Annotated in this window: 14 protein-coding genes; 7 read left to right on the top strand and 7 right to left on the bottom strand. The window is 60.2% G+C overall.

Going from position 1 to position 18,082, the window contains the following annotated elements:
* Positions 1 to 82 precede the first annotated feature (82 nt).
* The 3 genes from FHT86_RS02520 to FHT86_RS02510 all read right to left on the bottom strand — a co-directional run bounded on the left by FHT86_RS02520 (position 83) and on the right by FHT86_RS02510 (position 3,959).
* Positions 83 to 1,480 (bottom strand): MATE family efflux transporter, encoded by a 1,398-nt coding sequence (locus FHT86_RS02520; RefSeq protein WP_133705297.1) that lies wholly within the window; start codon positions 1,478 to 1,480, stop codon positions 83 to 85.
* Between the two features lie 147 nt (positions 1,481 to 1,627).
* Complete coding sequence (locus FHT86_RS02515) at positions 1,628 to 2,884, bottom strand: TCR/Tet family MFS transporter (protein ID WP_133705296.1); 1,257 nt, start codon at positions 2,882 to 2,884, stop codon at positions 1,628 to 1,630.
* A gap of 163 nt (positions 2,885 to 3,047) precedes the next feature.
* A complete protein-coding gene (locus FHT86_RS02510; protein WP_133705295.1) occupies positions 3,048 to 3,959 on the bottom strand; it encodes a LysR family transcriptional regulator in 912 nt (303 codons plus the stop codon).
* A 126-nt stretch (positions 3,960 to 4,085) separates the two neighbouring features.
* Here FHT86_RS02510 and FHT86_RS02505 point away from each other — a divergent pair, with 126 nt between their 5' ends.
* Complete coding sequence (locus tag FHT86_RS02505; protein WP_133705294.1) at positions 4,086 to 5,078, top strand: aldo/keto reductase; 993 nt, start codon at positions 4,086 to 4,088, stop codon at positions 5,076 to 5,078.
* A gap of 52 nt (positions 5,079 to 5,130) precedes the next feature.
* Here FHT86_RS02505 and FHT86_RS02500 read toward each other — a convergent pair whose 3' ends face one another.
* The gene (locus tag FHT86_RS02500) at positions 5,131 to 6,069 is read right to left on the bottom strand and encodes a neutral zinc metallopeptidase (protein ID WP_133705293.1); all 939 of its coding nucleotides are present in this window, start codon (positions 6,067 to 6,069) and stop codon (positions 5,131 to 5,133) included.
* Positions 6,070 to 6,416: 347 nt separating this feature from the next.
* Between FHT86_RS02500 and FHT86_RS02495 the strand changes: the two genes are divergently transcribed.
* The 3 genes from FHT86_RS02495 to carB all read left to right on the top strand — a co-directional run bounded on the left by FHT86_RS02495 (position 6,417) and on the right by carB (position 11,893).
* A complete protein-coding gene (locus FHT86_RS02495; RefSeq protein WP_166656723.1) occupies positions 6,417 to 6,989 on the top strand; it encodes a DUF1190 domain-containing protein in 573 nt (190 codons plus the stop codon).
* Between the two features lie 12 nt (positions 6,990 to 7,001).
* Positions 7,002 to 8,174 (top strand): glutathionylspermidine synthase family protein, encoded by a 1,173-nt coding sequence (locus FHT86_RS02490; RefSeq protein WP_133705291.1) that lies wholly within the window; start codon positions 7,002 to 7,004, stop codon positions 8,172 to 8,174.
* Positions 8,175 to 8,407: 233 nt separating this feature from the next.
* Positions 8,408 to 11,893 carry a carbamoyl-phosphate synthase large subunit gene (gene carB, locus FHT86_RS02485; protein ID WP_133705290.1) on the top strand — a complete coding sequence of 1,162 codons (3,486 nt, stop codon included), beginning with the start codon at positions 8,408 to 8,410 and terminating at the stop codon, positions 11,891 to 11,893.
* 38 nt (positions 11,894 to 11,931) lie between these two features.
* Here the strand turns inward: carB and FHT86_RS02480 are convergent, their stop codons facing one another.
* On the bottom strand, positions 11,932 to 12,837 hold the full coding sequence (locus FHT86_RS02480; protein WP_133705289.1) for a LysR family transcriptional regulator: 906 nt from the start codon (positions 12,835 to 12,837) through the stop codon (positions 11,932 to 11,934).
* 149 nt (positions 12,838 to 12,986) lie between these two features.
* On the opposite strand from FHT86_RS02480, the gene FHT86_RS02475 reads away from it, so the two are divergent.
* The 3 genes from FHT86_RS02475 to FHT86_RS02465 all read left to right on the top strand — a co-directional run bounded on the left by FHT86_RS02475 (position 12,987) and on the right by FHT86_RS02465 (position 16,229).
* Positions 12,987 to 14,411 carry an MFS transporter gene (locus FHT86_RS02475; protein ID WP_133705288.1) on the top strand — a complete coding sequence of 475 codons (1,425 nt, stop codon included), beginning with the start codon at positions 12,987 to 12,989 and terminating at the stop codon, positions 14,409 to 14,411.
* Positions 14,412 to 14,666: 255 nt separating this feature from the next.
* Entirely contained in the window at positions 14,667 to 15,143 is a 477-nt protein-coding gene (gene greA / locus FHT86_RS02470) for a transcription elongation factor GreA (protein WP_133705287.1), read from the top strand.
* Positions 15,144 to 15,149: 6 nt separating this feature from the next.
* Complete coding sequence (locus FHT86_RS02465) at positions 15,150 to 16,229, top strand: glycosyltransferase family 4 protein (RefSeq protein WP_133705286.1); 1,080 nt, start codon at positions 15,150 to 15,152, stop codon at positions 16,227 to 16,229.
* 9 nt (positions 16,230 to 16,238) lie between these two features.
* Here FHT86_RS02465 and FHT86_RS02460 read toward each other — a convergent pair whose 3' ends face one another.
* Both FHT86_RS02460 and FHT86_RS02455 read right to left on the bottom strand, forming a co-directional pair.
* On the bottom strand, positions 16,239 to 17,153 hold the full coding sequence (locus FHT86_RS02460; RefSeq protein ID WP_133705285.1) for a glycosyltransferase family 92 protein: 915 nt from the start codon (positions 17,151 to 17,153) through the stop codon (positions 16,239 to 16,241).
* An 18-nt stretch (positions 17,154 to 17,171) separates the two neighbouring features.
* Positions 17,172 to 18,080 carry a glycosyl transferase gene (locus FHT86_RS02455; protein WP_133705284.1) on the bottom strand — a complete coding sequence of 303 codons (909 nt, stop codon included), beginning with the start codon at positions 18,078 to 18,080 and terminating at the stop codon, positions 17,172 to 17,174.
* Positions 18,081 to 18,082 lie beyond the last annotated feature (2 nt).

Genomic DNA, 18,082 nt, shown 5'->3' with positions numbered 1-18,082 from the left:
ATTGGTATATGACCAATATACGGGATCATGCTGTCAATATTTGTCAGCAGTCTTGCCGCTCAGGCGTAAAAAATGGCCGGCATCAGCCGGCCATTTTCTCCGAGCGGACCAGGATATAGAACCGCGCGCAGAGCATCGTCGCCGCCGAGGCGAGCCCCAAAAGAAAGCCGAACCAGATGCCGATGCCACCGAAGCCAAGCGGGAAGGCAAGGAGCCACGCCAGGAAGAAGCCGATCGGCCAATAGGCAATCAATGCAAGGATCATCGGCACGCGCGCATCCTTCAGACCACGCAGCAGACCGCTGGCGATCGCCTGCAGACCGTCGACGAGCTGGAACAACCCCGCGACAACAATCAACGGTGCGGCATAGGCGAGCACCTTCGGCGCATCGGCCGAGGTCACGTCAAGAAACCAGCTTCCGAGCCATGTCGGCATGGTGGCGAACAGGATGCTGCCAAACAGCGAGATGCAGCTCGAAACGATGAGCACGACGATTGCCGCGCGCGTCAACCCCGCGTGATCTCCCTGCCCATGCGCAACACCAACCCGAACGGTCGCCGCCTGGCTGAGGCCGAGCGGGATCATGAAGGCAATCGATGCCCATTGCAGCGCGATGCCATGCGCGGCAAGCTCGATCGTGCCGATCTGTCCCATCAACAGTGAAGCGGCCGTAAAGAGGCTGACTTCTGCCAAAACCGTGATGCTGATCGGAAATCCAAGGCGAACCACTTCCCACAATGCATGCCAATCCGGCCGCCAAAGACGGACGAAGATTTCGTAGCGGCGTGTGTCTTCGCGGCTCTGCACATAAGCGACGATAAACAGGAAGCCCGCCGTTTGAACGGCGACCGACACCATAGCCGCGCCATGCAGCCCGAGCGCCGGCATGCCGAAATGGCCAAGCACCAGGCAATAGGCAAGCACTGCATTCATCACCAACATGGTGATGGTGACATAGAGAATGACACCGGCTCGGCCTATGGCGCTGACCAGGGCGCGGATAACGTTGTAAAGCAATCCCGGCAGCACGGCGAAATGGCCGATGGCGATATATTCGCTGGCAAGCTTCGCCACGTCGGGCTTCTGGCCTGCGGCCAACAGGATTTGCTCGGAATAGAGAAAGGCCGGCTGGGCCACCAGCCAATAAGCAGTGACGACCCAAAGCCCCATGCGCAACGCCCGGCGGACCGAAGTGACGTCGCCATGACCATAGGCCTGCGCCACCAGCGGCACGACGGCGATCGCGAAACCGGAACCGAAGATCAGAATCGTGAACAGGAACTGGCCGGCAAGAACCATGGCGGCCAGTTGCTCGGCACCGAGACGGCCGACGATCATCACATCCGTGGTGTTGATGCCAAGCTGCGCCAGCTGCGCGCCGATCAGCGGAATGCCGAGCGCCAGCGTGGCGCGGACATGCGCAGACCACGAATTATTGTTGTCGTGCGCGAACGGGCGCGCAGCTACCGGCATATCCATCTCGAAAACTCGATTTTAAGACAGCGCAAACCGCCCTACCCTAGGGTGCGCAAGCTTGTCGACTTAACGCAACTTCGCCCGAAAAGCCAGTCGGCAAAGCCTTGATGCTGAAGAATTCATCAGATCATCAAAATATCTGATGATTATTTAGGCCACTTCTTGAACGGATGGCTCCGCCACGGCTTTCGGCTCATCCTTATGCACCTTGGCAACAAAGACGATCACCGCAGCAAGGATGAGGATCGCCGACATGATGAACGGCGCGCCGGCGAAGACGACCGGTGCGGTTGGCGCGGTGAAATAGCGAAACAGATAGGGAAACAACACCGGTCCGATGATCGCGGTAATGCTGGTGAGGCTACCGAGAGCGCCTTGCAGTTCGCCCTGCGCCGACGGCGGCACTTTACTTGCAGCGATGGAGCGCAGCGGCGCATCCGAGACGTTTTCGATCACCGTAACCACGATGACGGCATAGACCATCCAGCCCTGCCAGGCGAAGGCATATCCCAGCAGGCCTACTCCCGAGAAAATAAGCCCGAACACCACAGTCTTCCATTCGCCGAGTATCGGCACGATGCGGGGCAAAGCGAACCCCATTACCAGCGCCATACCGATGCCGTAGGTGCCGAGCGAAATGCCGATCTCCCACGAGGTCCACCCATAACGATAGGATGTGACAAAGGACCAGACGGCCGGAAAGACGCCATGCGCCAGCCAGTTGAAGAACATGACGACGAATATCCAACCGAGGCCCCGATAACGACGCACCTGCCGCAACGCACCGAGCGGACTGGCGCGCCAGAACTCGAAACGACGACGGTTCTTTGCTTCCAGCGTTTCCGGCAGCAGGAAAAAAGCGCCGATAAAGTTCAGGAATGAGAGCGCCGCGGCGCCATAAAAGGGTGCGCGCGGACCGAACTCACCGAGGAAACCGCCAATGACGGGGCCGAGCACAAAGCCGACACCGAAGGCCATGCCGATCAGGCCGAAATTCTTCGCCCGGTTCTCGTCGGTGCTGATGTCGGCGATATAAGCAGAGCATGTCGAGAAACTCGCCCCGCTGATGCCGGCCAGGATACGGCCAGCGAACAATATCCAATAGGTACCGGCAATGGCGCAGATAAAATTGTCGATCGCGAAGGTCAGCACGGAGGCAAGCAAGATCGGACGGCGGCCGAAACGGTCGCTCAAATTGCCGATCAGCGGCGAGAACAAGAACTGCATGGCGGCATAGGCAAGCAGCAGCCAGCCGCCGTCTGTGGCCGCCTCGCTGACCGAAGCGCCCGTCAGCTCTTCCAGGTATTTCGGCATGACCGGCATGATGATGGCAATGCCGATGACGTCGAGGAACAAGATGATGAAGACCAGGAACAGGCCGCGACGTACGAATTTCTGATCCATCATGGAGTTTGCCTATTGGGGGCCCCATCTCCATGAAGAGACAGAACGTGAACGAAAAACCGGAGCGTCCCCCTTACCTAAAGATTTTGCCGGAAACAATCAGTGAACGCTTCAATCTTCTTGATTTATCGGCCGATTTTTTTGATCCTTGGCGCAAAGATGACGCCTACACCTCGTTCATCCGGCGCTGCTCCAATTTCAGAAAATCGAGGAAGGCCCGAAGCGGCGCCGGCATGTGGCGGCGGCTTGCATAATAGAGAAACGGGCCGGCAAAAGCTGCTTCCCAGTCTTCGAGAATCGGTATCAGGTCACCGCTCGCGATCTGTGGCGCAACGAATTCCGTGAAGGTCCGGATGAGGCCGTGACCCTCCACGGCAGCGCTGCGTTCGATATCGACCGAATTGGTGGCGAGAACCATGGGTGGCGAAATAACGACCGTCTCCCCGTCCTTTTCGAACTCCCAGGGAAAGGCCGAACCGCTGACGAAGCGGTGGCGGATGCAGCGATGGTCGAGAATGTCGCGCGGGTGACGGGGCGTACCATTTGCCGCAAGATAGGCCGGAGACGCGGCGGTGATGTAGCGTTGCTGCCGCGGCCCGATCGGCACGGCGATCATGTCCCGTTCCAGCCGCTCATCATAACGAATGCCAGCATCATAGCCCGCCGCCAGCACATCGATAAAACTGTCTTCGGCGACGATTTCGACCGAGATGCCTGGATAGGCTTTGAGAAAGCGGTTGATGATCCCCGGCATGATGACGATGGCAGCCACCGTCGGCACATTCAGCCGCAAAGTTCCGCCAAGACTGTCACGAAATGTATTGATATCGTCGAGCGCGGTGGCGATTTCGCCTATCGCCGGCGTCAGCCGCTCGATCAGCCGCTCGCCCGCCTCTGTCGGCGTGACGCTGCGGGTGGTACGGTTGAGCAGGCGTACACCGAGCCGCTCTTCGAGCCGTCGCAGCGCTTCACTCAATGATGACGCGGAGACATGGCGCTTGCGTGCTGCCTCACGAAAACTGCGCTCGCGGGCAACGGCGGCAAAGGCATCGAGGTCGGCAAGCGGCAAATCATCCATTGTACAAAATTTCAAACAACCCGTTTCGATTTACCCAGATTATCGCACAAAAGCCGATAGAGTAAAACCATTCTCGAAGACGCCGCTTAAAGATGACGAGGGCGCCGCTGACCAAGGAGAACTGAAATGCAGATGCATCAATTGGGCAAGGCCGGCCCTAAAGTATCCGCCATCGGCCTCGGCTGCATGGGCATGTCCGGCATGTACGGACCCTCCGATCGCGCCGAAGGCATCGCCACCATCCACGCTGCCCTCGATGCCGGCATCAACCTGCTCGATACCGGCGATTTCTATGGCATGGGCCACAATGAAATGCTGATCGGCGAGGCGATCAAAGGGCTGAAGCGCGACGATTTCCTGCTCAGCGTCAAATTCGGCGCGCTGCGCGATCCGGCTGGCGCCTGGTCGGGCTATGATGCCCGTCCGACCGCGATTAGGAACTTCCTCGCCTACACGCTGCAGCGCCTCGGCGTCGACTATATCGATATCTACCGCCCCGCCCGCCTCGATCCGAACGTACCAATCGAAGAGCAGGTCGGCGCCATGGCCGACCTGATCAAGGAAGGCTATATCAGGCATATCGGCCTTTCCGAGGTTGGCGCCGACACCATCCGCCGTGCGGCAGCCGTGCATCCGATCGTCGATCTGCAAATCGAATATTCGCTGATCTCGCGCGGCATCGAAGATCAGATCCTGCCCACCTGCCGTGAACTCGGCATCGGCATCACCGCCTACGGCGTCCTCTCCCGCGGCCTGATCAGCGGCCACTGGCAGAAGGATGCGGCGCAGAAGGGCGATTTCCGCGCCTTCAGCCCGCGCTTTCAGGGAGGCAATGTCGAAAAGAACCTGGAATTGGTGGAAGCATTGCGCCAGATCGCCGACACCAAGGGTGTCAGCGTCGCCCAGATCGCCATCGCCTGGGTCGACGCCCAGGGCAAGGACATCATACCACTCGTCGGCGCCCGCCGCCGCGATCGCCTGACCGAGGCTCTCGGTTCGCTATCCGTCGAATTGTCCGAAGCGGATTTCGCAGCGATCGAACGCGCAGTCCCGAAGGATGCCGCCGTCGGCGGCCGTTATCCGGAAGCGCAGCTGGCGCATATGGACAGTGAAAAATAAAAGCGGCTCCGCCTTCTCCCCTCGTATGGCCGAGGGGAGAAGGCGCTGGAACTCACACCGGATTGTTCAGCGTATCGCAGTCGCTGAGCTTGCCGGATCCGAAGCCCTGTTTGAACCATTTCACGCGCTGCGCCGAAGTACCATGGTTGAAACTGTCCGGGACGACATAGCCCTGGCTGCGCTTTTGGAGCGTGTCGTCGCCGATCTGCTGCGCGGCATTCAGCGCCTCTTCGAGGTCGCCTTCCTGCAGAATGCCCTTCTGTTGAGTGAACTTTCCCCAGATGCCGGCAAAGCAGTCGGCTTGCAGCTCGATGCGCACCGACAACTTGTTCGCATCCGCCTCGCTCATATTCTGGCGCGCTTGATTGAACTTCGGCAGAATGCCGAGCAGGTCCTGAACATGGTGGCCGACTTCGTGCGCGATCACATAGGCCTGCGCAAAATCGCCGGCAGCGCCGAACTGATCCTTCATCTGCTGGAAGAAGGCCATGTCGAGATAGACCTTCTGGTCACTCGGGCAATAGAACGGCCCGGTTGCTGCCGAGGCCGTGCCGCAGGCTGAAGGGAAACGGCCCGAGAACAGCACCAGTTTCGGATCGGTGTAGGTCTGGCCCATCGACTTGAAGATGCCGGTCCATGTGTCTTCCGTATCGGCGAGCACCGTCGCCACGAACTGCTTCATCTCGTCGTTGGCGGGCGGGGCATTACCGCCGCTCGAATCGCTCTGTTCGTAACCAGGCCCGGTGCCACCATCCAGGGCGCCGCCCTGCTGCAACAGCCCCATCACGTCGATACCCATGGCCTTCAGCACCAGGAAAATCACCACCAGAATGATAATCGTGCTGATGCTCAAGCCGCCGCCGCGCCGCATGCCGCCGCCGGGAAAGCCCATACCGCCGCCGAAGGGACCACCTCCCGAGCCGCCCCTCATCGGCGACGAGCCGCGTTCATCCTCGATATTGTCGGATTGCCGACGTCCCTTCCAATCCATAATGCACCTCCCGGCGATGCAGGTCCTTGAGAGAACAAGTCTAGCTCTTTCTGAAATATACCGTGTCACCGTAAATTATGAAAACCAGAAAGAAAAAATTCATCATTGCGCGCATCGAACCTTCGATACCAACAAAAACTGGGCGGCCATTCTTTAAATATCTCAGGCGCAAACCTACTTGGTTGCACGCGCCAATATTCTTTACGTTGCATTTTACGGTCATGTGGACAACCGCAATCCCGCCTTTCGCGGACATTGCAGTTGAGTGACCTATATGCGCGTCATAATTGAAATGTAAAGGCGCGTGAACGTATGCGCTATGCGCCGAGGGTTTGATGAAACGATCGATGAGTGTGTCCCTGCTGCTGATGGGAACGGCAGCGCTGACAGGCTGTGGCCAGAAGGAAGAAACAGTCCAGATCTACAAGGACGTCGATGCCTGTATCGCAGGTGAAGTCTTCTCTGCTGCCGAATGCCGATCCCAATTTGCCGCCGCCGAAACCGAGCGTGAACAGAATGCGCCTGCCTATGAAACTGCGGCGAACTGCGAAAAGGACTATGGCGTCAACAATTGCCAGCCGACGACCAGCCTGCATCAGGCAGGCACAGGCCACTTCATTCCTTTGTTGGCTGGGTACATCGTCGGCAGCGCCTCCAGAACGCTCGACGCCAAGGCACTCTATCGGCCGAACGGCAGCAACGATTTCCGAACGGCGACCGGCCACAGCCTTGCAAACGGCACTTTGCTTGGAAAGCCCTCCTATGCCGCAAAGAAAAGAGATGACGATACGCAATCGTCGTCGTCTTCGGGCGGCGGAGGTGGTGGCATCTGGAGATCGTCCTCCGAGCAGTCCACACGCTCGGCCAGCGCAGTGGAACGCGGCGGCTGGGGTTTTCGCGGCTTCCACCTTTCGGGCTAAGGCGGTGAGGCGATGAAACGCGTTGTCATGAACGAGCGGCCCGATTGGAAGGCCGACGCCGAAGCTTGTGGGTTCACCATCCACTCTATGTACGGGCAGCGTTACTGGGATGAGCGGCACGCCTACGCCTTTACCCTCGAGGAGGTAGAAACAAGGCTGGAAGATCCTTCCGCGAAGCTGCTGCGAATGTGCTATGCCGCCGTCGACAGGATCGTTTCGGATGGTGCGCTGATGCAGCGAATGGCCATTCCGCAAGCCTATCACGACGCTGTCCTCCGCTCCTGGCGCAGCCATGAGCGCGATCTTTATGGCCGTTTCGACCTCTCCTATGATGGCAACGGTCCGGCAAAGCTGCTCGAATTCAATGCCGACACGCCGACCAGCCTGTTTGAAAGCGCCGTTTTCCAATGGCGATGGCTGGAGGACATGAAGGCGCGCGGACAGATCTCGCCGGCCGCCGACCAGTTCAACTCCATCCACGAACGCCTGATCGAAGCTTTGCGTTTTCTCGCCGGCCCATCCCAACGCTTGCATTTCGCCGGCATGCTGGAATCGGAAGAGGACCTGGTGACACTCAACTACCTCGTCGATTGCGCGGCCCAGGCAGGCTGCAAGACGAAGCTGATTGCAATGCCCGATATCGGCGTCGACCACAAACATTGGCTGATCGATCTTCAGGACGAGCGCATCGACTGCCTGTTCAAGCTCTATCCTCTAGAAGACATGGTGCGCGAGCCTTTCGGCCGGCATCTGCCGTGGACGCCCACGCGTGTAATCGAGCCCCTTTGGAAACTCACACTGTCCAACAAGGGGCTGCTGCCGGTGCTATGGGAGATGTTCCCCGGCCATGAAAATCTGCTGCCTGCTTATTTCGAGGATGATCCGCGCATCGGCGATCTCGGGGATCGCTATGTCCGTAAACCGCTGCTGTCTCGCGAAGGTGCCAATGTGACACTCGTCAACTATGAAGCCGGCAATGGCAGCTATCATGTCGAGGGACCCTACGGCGAGGAAGGCCATATCGTGCAGGCATTGCACCTGCTTCCGCGCTTCGGCAACGACTGGACCGTGATCGGCTCGTGGATTGTCGCCGGCCAGCCCGCCGGCATCGGCATTCGTGAGGATGATACGCCCATCACCCGCGATACGTCTCGCTTCGTGCCGCATTACATACTCGATACTTGAGTTCGAGGAAAAACCACGGGATATGGGTCGGGAAAAACCGAGCGCGGGCAGATCGCCTCGCACTATCGTCCGTCTCTTCCGAATTCCTGTCGATTCCGCGATTTATGGGGTTCCGTTTGCAAATACATTTGCCTATAAGCCGCTTCTAGCCTGAAAAGACTTGCCCATGCGCCCCGGCCGGTGATCTCCCACCCTGGCCGGTTTTTCGCGCAACAAAAAACGGATGTGAGCCCATGCCGAAGCGCCAAGATATCAAATCGATCCTCATCATCGGCGCAGGACCGATCGTCATTGGCCAGGCTTGCGAATTCGACTACTCCGGCACGCAAGCCTGCAAGGCGCTCCGAGAAGAAGGCTACCGCGTCATCCTCGTCAACTCCAATCCGGCGACGATCATGACCGATCCAGGCCTGGCGGACGCGACCTACGTCGAGCCGATCACCCCGGAAGTGGTCGCCAAGATCATCGCCAAGGAACGCCCGGATGCACTGCTGCCGACCATGGGTGGCCAGACGGCACTCAACACCGCGCTCTCGCTGAAGCGCATGGGTGTGCTCGACCGCTACAATGTCGAAATGATCGGCGCCAAGCCGGCCGCGATCGACATGGCGGAAGACCGCGCCCTCTTCCGCGAAGCCATGGCCCGTATCGGGCTCGAAACCCCGCGTTCGATGTTGGCGAACGCCACCGACATCAAGGATACTGACCGCAAGACGCATGAAGCCGAACGCACCAAGCTGAAGGCGCAGCTCTCCGGCGACGACCTCGACAAGGCGCTCGACGAACTGGAGAACCAGTGGAACCTCGGCGAAAGCGATCGCAAGCAGCGTTATATGAGCCACGCCATGGCAATCGCCGCCCAGGCGCTCGACCATGTCGGCCTGCCGGCCATCATCCGTCCCTCCTTCACCCTGGGTGGCACCGGCGGCGGCATTGCCTATAACCGTTCGGAATTCTTCGAGATCGTCGGCGGTGGTCTCGATGCTTCGCCGACCACGGAAGTGCTGATCGAAGAATCGGTGCTTGGCTGGAAGGAATTCGAGATGGAAGTGGTCCGCGACAGGGCGGACAATTGCATCATCATCTGCTCGATCGAAAATATCGACCCGATGGGCGTTCATACCGGCGACTCGATCACCGTCGCCCCGGCACTGACGCTAACCGACAAAGAATACCAGATCATGCGTAACGCCTCGATCGCGGTTCTGCGCGAGATCGGTGTCGAGACTGGTGGTTCGAACGTCCAGTTCGCCGTCAATCCGAAGGACGGTCGCCTCGTTGTCATTGAAATGAACCCGCGCGTGTCCCGTTCCTCGGCCTTGGCGTCGAAGGCCACTGGCTTCCCGATCGCCAAGGTCGCGGCCAAGCTGGCGATCGGCTATACGCTGGACGAGCTGGAAAACGACATCACCGGTGGCGCGACGCCGGCATCGTTCGAACCGTCGATCGATTACGTCGTCACGAAAATTCCGCGCTTCGCCTTCGAGAAATTCCCCGGCGCATCGCCGGTGCTGACCACAGCGATGAAGTCGGTCGGCGAAGTCATGGCGATCGGCCGCACCTTTGCCGAATCGCTGCAGAAGGCGCTCCGCGGCCTGGAAACCGGCCTCACCGGTCTCGACGAGATCGAAATCCCCGGCACTGAAGAAGGCGAAGGCAGCCAGAATGCCATCCGCGCCGCCATCGGCACGCCCACTCCCGATCGTCTGCGCATGGTGGCTCAGGCTCTGCGCCTCGGCATGACGCCGGAAGAGGTACATGAAGGCTGCAAGATCGATCCCTGGTTTATCGCGCAGCTGAAGAACATCGTCGACATGGAAGCCCGCATCCGCGAACACGGCCTTCCGAACGATGCCTCCAACCTGCGCATGCTGAAGGCCATGGGCTTTTCGGATGCGCGCCTCGCGACGCTGACCGGCAAGCGCCCGAAGGAAGTTGCGGAACTGCGCAACGGCCTGAACGTCCGCCCGGTCTTCAAGCGCATTGACACCTGCGCCGCCGAGTTCGCCTCGCCCACCGCCTATATGTATTCGACCTATGAGACGCCCTTCGTCGGTTCCGCCCGCTCCGAAGCGCAGGTTTCCGACCGCAAAAAGGTCGTCATCCTCGGCGGCGGTCCGAACCGTATCGGCCAGGGCATCGAGTTCGACTATTGCTGCTGCCACGCGGCCTTCGCGCTGAAGGATGCCGGCTATGAAGCGATCATGATCAACTGCAACCCGGAAACCGTCTCGACCGACTACGACACCTCGGACCGGCTTTATTTCGAGCCGCTGACCGCTGAAGACGTGATCGAGATCCTGAAGGCGGAACAGGAAAACGGCGAGTTGGTTGGCGTCATCGTCCAGTTCGGCGGCCAGACGCCGCTGAAGCTAGCGGAAGCCTTGGAAAAGAACGGCATCCCGATCCTCGGCACCGCACCGGACGCGATCGACCATGCCGAAGACCGCGACCGTTTCCAGAAGCTTCTCATGAAGCTTGACCTCAACCAGCCGAACAACGGCATCGCCTATTCGGTGGAACAGGCCCGCCTCGTCGCCGCCGAGATCGGCTTTCCGCTGGTGGTGCGCCCCTCCTACGTGCTCGGCGGCCGCGCGATGCAGATCATCCATTCGGAAAGCATGCTGCAGACCTATCTTCTCGACACCGTGCCGGAACTCGTGCCGGAAGACATCAAGCAGCGTTATCCGAACGACAAGACCGGCCAGATCAATACCCTGCTCGGCAAGAACCCGCTGCTGTTTGACAGCTATCTCGCCAACGCCATCGAAGTCGACGTCGACTGCCTGTCTGACGGCACCGACGTCTACGTTGCCGGGATCATGGAGCATATCGAAGAGGCCGGCATCCACTCGGGCGACTCGGCCTGCTCGCTGCCGCCGCGCACGCTGTCGCCCGCAATGATCGACGAACTGGAACGCCAGGCAAAGGCCATGGCCAAGGCACTGAACGTCGGTGGCTTGATGAACGTGCAGTTCGCCATCAAGGACGGCACGGTCTACGTGCTGGAAGTCAACCCCCGCGCCTCTCGCACCGTGCCCTTCGTCGCCAAGACCATCGGCGCACCGATCGCCAAGATCGCCGCCCGCGTCATGGCCGGCGAGAAGCTGGATGCGACCTTCGCCGCCTATGGCGAAAAGCCTGATCCGCGCAAGCTCAAGCATATCGCCGTCAAGGAAGCCGTCTTCCCCTTCGCCCGCTTCCCGGGCGTCGACATCCTGCTTGGACCGGAAATGCGCTCGACCGGCGAAGTCATCGGCCTGGATACGGATTTTGCGCTGGCCTTCGCCAAGTCGCAGCTCGGCGCCGGCGTCGAACTGCCACGTGATGGGACCGTCTTCGTCTCCGTCCGCGACGACGACAAGCCGCGCGTCCTGCCCGCCATCCGTATGTTGACCGAGCTAGGCTTCAAGGTGCTCGCAACGGGCGGCACCCAGCGCTACTTGGCCGAACAGGGCATCAGCGCCACCAAGATCAACAAGGTGCTGGAAGGCCGTCCGCATATCGAGGATGCCATCCGCAACCGCCAGGTTCAGTTGGTCATCAACACGACCGACAGCAACAAGGCGATCTCGGACTCGAAATCGCTGCGGCGTGCGACGCTGATGCAGAAAGTGCCCTACTACACCACCATGGCCGGCGCCGAAGCTGCGGCTATGGCGATCAAGGCGCTGAAGGCCGGCAACCTCGAAGTCCGACCGCTGCAGAGCTATTTCTGATGGGCAGCCCTTCTCTTGATTTGAGAGAAGGGCTGCCCTCATCGGCGTTCGCGACCCTCCCGCCTCAGAAAATCTACCAGCGTGCGGACTGCCGGCGGTATATGGCGCTGACGGGGATAGTAGAGGTGCCATCCCGGAAAGGATGGCGAATAGTCCTCCAGCAAGGGAACGAGCCGGCCCTCTTCGATGAACGGCCTCACGCGGTGCTCTGCCCAGTAGGCAATGCCGACACCCTGCAGCGCTGCCGATATAGCAAACGCGCGATCCGAAACCACAAGCGGCCCATTGACCGCGACCACGAACCATTGGCCGTTGCGCTGGAAATCCCAATTGTAGATGCCGCTGCTTCCCGGCTGCCGCCAGTTGATGCAGCGATGCTGCAAGAGATCCGCCGGCGTTTCGGGGCAACCATGCCGGGCGACATATTCCGGCGAAGCCACCGCTATCTGCCGCAGATCCGGCCCGAGCGGTACGGCGATCATGTCGTTTTCGAGGAGCTCGCCAAGGCGGATACCGACATCGAAACCCGCCTCGACGATATTGATGACGGTATCGTCGACGGCGAGGTCGAGCGTGATCTCCGGATAGGCCTGGTGGAAGCGCCCAAGCGCCGGCTCGATGAAGGTGGTGGCCGCAAGTCGCGGCGCATGCAGACGCACCGTGCCGCGCGGCGTGTCGCCGAGGTTCCCGAGGTCCTCGACCGCCGCTTCCATCTCCGCCATTGCCGGCCGAATGCGCTCGATCAACCGCGTTCCGGCATCCGTCAGCGATACTCTGCGCGTCGTGCGATTGAGAAGCTGCACGCCGAAACGCTCTTCCAGTTCACGAATCCGCTGGCTGAGCGTCGAGGGGGAAATGCGAAGCTGGGCCGCGGCGCGGGCGAAGGTGCCGAGCTCCACGATGGTGATGAAGGCCCTGAGGTCGGCGAATTCGCTGCCGCGCATTTAGACTCCGATTATGCCGTAATCCCTAAAGAGTGTTTTCAGTTTATAGCAGATAGTCCCTCAGGCGATATCGGTCTAGAGAGTGCTCTATCTCGAGCGAATGCCCTCCCACGCGTTCGCTCCTCTCCTGGAAAACAAGTTATCGTCAAATGTCCGACATAGAAATTGTGGAGGCGAAAGCCGCCAATGAAGCACGGCCGTTCATGGTACTTTTCGCCGCCATGACCGGCATCATGCTGGTTTCGCTCGACGTCTCGGTGGTCAACGTCGCCGTCGAATCGTTGCAGTCCTCTTTTCACGTGCCGCTTGAAGAGTTGCAGTGGGTGCTGAACGCCTACACGCTTTCCTATGCCACCTTCCTCCTCAGCGCCGGCGCGCTCAGCGACCGCATCGGCGCCCGCGCCACCTTCCTCTGGGGCTTCGCCATCTTCCTCGCGGCGTCGCTCGTCTGCGGCGCAGCGCCGAATTTCCTGATCCTGACGCTGGCGCGTGTGGCGCAGGGCCTGGGAGCAGCACTGTTGGTGCCTTCCGCCATGGCGCTGCTCCAACGCGCCTTTCCGGAAAGCCGGGAACGCGCCAAGGCCGTCGGCCTCTGGGCTGGCTCGGGAAGCCTCGCCATCGCTGCGGGTCCGCTAGTCGGCGGAGCCTTGATCAGCCTCGTCGGCTGGCGAACGATCTTCCTCATGAACGTGCCGATCGGCATCATCGGCATCTGGTTGACGCTTCGCCATGGGCCGACCCTGCTCGCGAGGACGAAGCGCGATTTCGACCTTGCCGGTCAATTTACCGCGGCCGCCGCGCTCGCGTGCCTGACAGCCGCCGTCTCTCATGCCGACGTTGCCGGTAGCGGCGTCTGGATCGCGGCAGGCCTGATCGTGGCCGTCCTGTTTGCCGTCGCCTTCTTCTTTATCGAGAGCAGCATTCGCCAACCGATGGTGCCGCTTGGCCTGTTTCGCAATACCGGCTTCACCGTCGCGACGTTCGCGGGCTTCATCCTGAACTTCGTCTTCTATGGAATGATCTTCGTCTTCAGCCTGTTCTTCCAAACGGTGCAGGGTAAATCCGCCTTTGCCGCTGGCGTCGCCTTCGTGCCGATGAGCGCCGTTATCATGATCGTCAACGTCGCGGCCGGCCGGCTTGCCGCGCATTTCGGTATACGCCCAACCATGATGGTCGGCCTGCTGTTGGCGACGGTCGGCTATGCCGCCATGTTTTCCATCGGCGCTGACGCGAGCGCCTTCATGGTCGCCCCCACCTTCATGATCGCCGGGGCAGGCATTGCGCTCGCGATCCCCTCGGTGATGTCAGCGACATTGGCCTATGCCGATCCCCAATCCGTCGGCATCGCTTCGGGCGTGGTGAATGCCGCAAGGCAGGTCGGCGGCGCAATCGGCGTTGCGCTGTTCAGCGCCGTCCTAGGCACAGCGGCCGGCAGTGAATTCGTCGCCGAAATGCATATGGCGAGCATCATCTCCGCCGTTGGCCTGATCGCCGCTGCGGCCTGCGTGATCCTGATCATGCCGACGCTCCATCATGTGGAGACCGTACCGACGAGCGGAATGACGGAGCATTAGCGAAGACATACCCCTGCCCGCTCAGCGGTCGACGAGTGCTCCAACCCGCCGGCCGATGAGTGCATAAAATCAGGCTTCAGCGGAGATCGGCCAAGACCAGCCTCGCCATAAGTCACCGAATTTTCTGGAAATCGGCTGTCGCAATCTGCTATAGATGACAGGATAATGGCTCTGTATGGTTCCGAAGTACCGCTTCGGGACCTGTTTTCTTTTGTGTCTGCGACAGAGCAACGCAGGGAGTGAAGGACAAGAAAAATGGTTGAAAAGGTACCGATGACACAGAACGGGTTCGTCAAGCTGCAGGAAGAACTGCGCTGGCGTCAGCAGGAAGAGCGCCCGCGAATCATCGAAGCAATTTCGGAAGCGCGCGCCCATGGCGATCTCTCCGAAAACGCCGAGTACCACGCCGCCAAGGAAGCCCAGAGCCACAACGAAGGCCGCATTGGCGAACTCGAAGACCTGACGGCGCGCGCCGAGGTTATCGACCTCTCCAAAATGTCCGGCTCGAAGATCAAGTTCGGCGCCAAGGTGAAGCTCGTCGACGAGGACACCGAAGAAGAGAAGATCTACCAGATCGTCGGCGACCAGGAAGCCGACGTGAAGGCCGGTCGCATCTCCATCTCGTCGCCGATCGCCCGCGCGCTGATCGGTAAGGAAGTCGGCGATTCCATCGAGGTCAATGCGCCTGGCGGCGCCAAGGCCTACGAGATCCTCTCCGTCTCCTGGGGCTGATCGCCCGTGCGCGATCGCGACGCATCGCACTCAACCGATCTCAGCGAGATCGAGGTCATCGCGACGAACTTCAAACGCCGGCTCTCCGGCGTTACGTCTACGATCGTGCAATTGATCCCGAAGCAAATCGAACTCGGCTGCCATATCGCCACGCTTGGTCCGGGCTTGCCAGAAGATCTACCGAAGCTTGGCTGGGCGCGGCTTCCCGGCCTTTGGATGAGGCCACGCCGCCACCGCGTCCGTGTCTGGCACGCCCGCCGCAACAACGAGATGCTGGTCGGCTTGTTGCTGCGCTCCGTGCTGCGCATGCCGCTGAAGCTTGTCTTTACCTCGGCGGCCCAGCGCCGCCACACCGCCTATACGCGGTGGCTGATACGACGCATGGATGCCGTGATCGCAACAAGCACCCGCTCCGGCAGCTTCTTGCAGGTGCCGCACACCGTCATCCAACATGGCATCGACCTGAACATGTTTCATCCGCCGGAAGTGCCCAACGATCGCATGGCCGCCACCGGCCTGCCCGGCACCTATCTGATCGGCTGCTTCGGCCGCGTCCGCCATCAGAAGGGGACGGATCTTTTCGTCAAGGCGATGATCGAACTTCTGCCGCGTTATCCGGACTGGACCGCCGTTGTCTGCGGACGCGTAACCGCTGAGCATCGCGGCTTCGGCGACGAACTGGTAAAAATGGTGACCGCAGCCGGCCTCAGCGACCGCATCCGCTTTCTCGGTGAAGTCGACGATATAAGGCCTTGGTATCGCCGCGCGACACTTTATGTTGCCCCTTCCCGCAATGAAGGTTTCGGCCTGACGCCGCTCGAGGCCATGGCTTCACGGACCGCTGTCGTCGCCTCCGACGCCGGCGCCTATGCCGAGCTTGTTGTACCAGGTGAAACCGGCGCGATCGTGCCCGCCGGCGATGGCGAGGCGCTGACGAAAGCGATCGCCTTCTATCTCGCCAATCCCGAACAGACGCTTAGCCAAGGCGAAAACGCCGTGCGGCACGTGCGCAGCGAATTTGCCCTGGAAAAGGAAGCGACGGCGATCGGTGATATCTATCGGCAACTGCTCGGTGGCGCCGGCTGAACAGACGGCTTACTGGCCGAGGTCGATGCGGTTACGCTCGATAAAATCGATCATGGCCCGATCCTCGACCACGTCTTCCTCGATGCTTTTGACCACAGACAAAACCTTGTCCCGGTACTTGGTCGGCGAGGCATCATAGGCCCATCCGCGCGCCAGTTTGGCCATCAGCTCCTCGCGGGATTTGGTGTAGTAGTGATTGAGCTGCAGAAACCGGTTCGAATAGAAATCCGGCGATTTTCGTGCGCGGCGCGTGAAACGCTTTCCGGCATCGTTCGCCGTCAAATCGCCGAATGCGCGGGTCTGGAACTGGTGCACGCTGACTTCCGTCACTTCGCAGGGGTCGACGATACACTTGAAATTACTGACATTTTCCTTGCGGGTCATCGGGTCGGCGCCGCGCATCGTGTAGTTCAGCGCCAGCGGGCCACCGGGAGGCGTCGCATGGCCGCTGGTGGCAAACATGTGCCATGGCAGCGAGACATTCGGAAAGTCGCCGACAGCTTCAAGCGCCTCCTCCACCGTGCGCCCCTCTTTCGGCAACAGAAATTCGTCAACGTCGATGAAAGCCATCCAACGGTACGCGCCACCGAAATTGAGAATGGCGTGGGCAAAGACGATGACCTGACCGTTTAGGGGTGCTCCCGTGGCGGCATCTGTCATACGTCCTGCCCAAGGGATGATCGTCAGCGTGTCGGCATCCAGGAGATCGCTCAGAATTGCGCGGGTCTCGTCCGTTGATCCATTGTCATAGATATAGAAATGGCGAATGCCGACAGCGCGATGGAACCGCACCCATTCCTCGATGTAGCGCGCCTCGTCCTTGACGCAGACAGCGACGGCGATCCCGTGCCGACCCTCTTGAGGCTGCGGCGGGTCGATTGCAAGCCGCTTCCCGTCCGATATCTTGGGCTTCAGCCAACCCATACATCTATTCCCTGCAACTCAGATCGTAGATACGGCGGCAAACCGCGCATCATAACCAAATCCATGCTTCAATAATGCCGACACCGGCGAATAGTTGACAAATGTCACGCCTCGCTCTGAAGCGATTTCCTTTGCCAGAATAAAATGTTCAAGGATGCGGTCTTCAGCCTGGGCGATGCCCGAAAAGGCGGTTTCATCGCTGGTTTCGTAAAAACGGGGCTCACCGGCATTAGAAATGTCGATGCCGAGGAAGCCGATCGTTTTGGGTGAACAATAAAGCGCGAACTGCAGCGCCGACACGGCAACCGAGCCGCCTTGGAAAACACCGTGATCCGGCGCGAAGGAAAAACCGGCGGAGCCGGTTGCATTGAGCCGCACGAAATCGAGCCGCTTGATGTCGTCGATGGAGCGCCGACGTGCGCCGTAAGGCTTACGGATGTCGTCAATCAGAACGATCGTCTTGTCCGCCAGCCAGCGGCTGTCGAGCTCGGAGATCGCCCGCAGCACGGCGACGGAAAACAGGCATATCGTACCGGACCTGATCCTGCGCCGCATCATCTCCGAATGCCGCCAGACGAAACGCTCGTCCTCCACGGCGATGGCAAGCGGCGCGGCGATCTGCTCGCCGATCAATCCGATGGCACCGTTCAATAGAACGGCACTGCCTTTCTCCAGATCGGTCAGATCGCAGTCGCGAATCGATGGGCCGGAGCCGACGATATGGATGGTTTGGCCGGACTGTTCGCGCAAACGATCGGTGGAAGAAAGGTCCGCGACCTTTGCGCGATGGTAAAATACCTCCCCTACGCCATTCCTCCGGACGATATCGAGCCCTGGAAACCAGTCCTGTGCATGGGCACGAGAACCGCCGAGCAGCAGGCGCGCGCCCGTCTTGATCAGCGATCGGTGCCATGGGCGATCCGCCATCT

Origin of the sequence: Rhizobium sp. BK313 (assembly GCF_014193655.1) — a bacterium.
In the GTDB taxonomy this organism is placed as follows: Bacteria; Pseudomonadota; Alphaproteobacteria; order Rhizobiales; family Rhizobiaceae; genus Rhizobium.
Note: the sequence above shows the minus strand (reverse complement) of the source record. Positions and strands in the feature narration are given on the sequence as shown.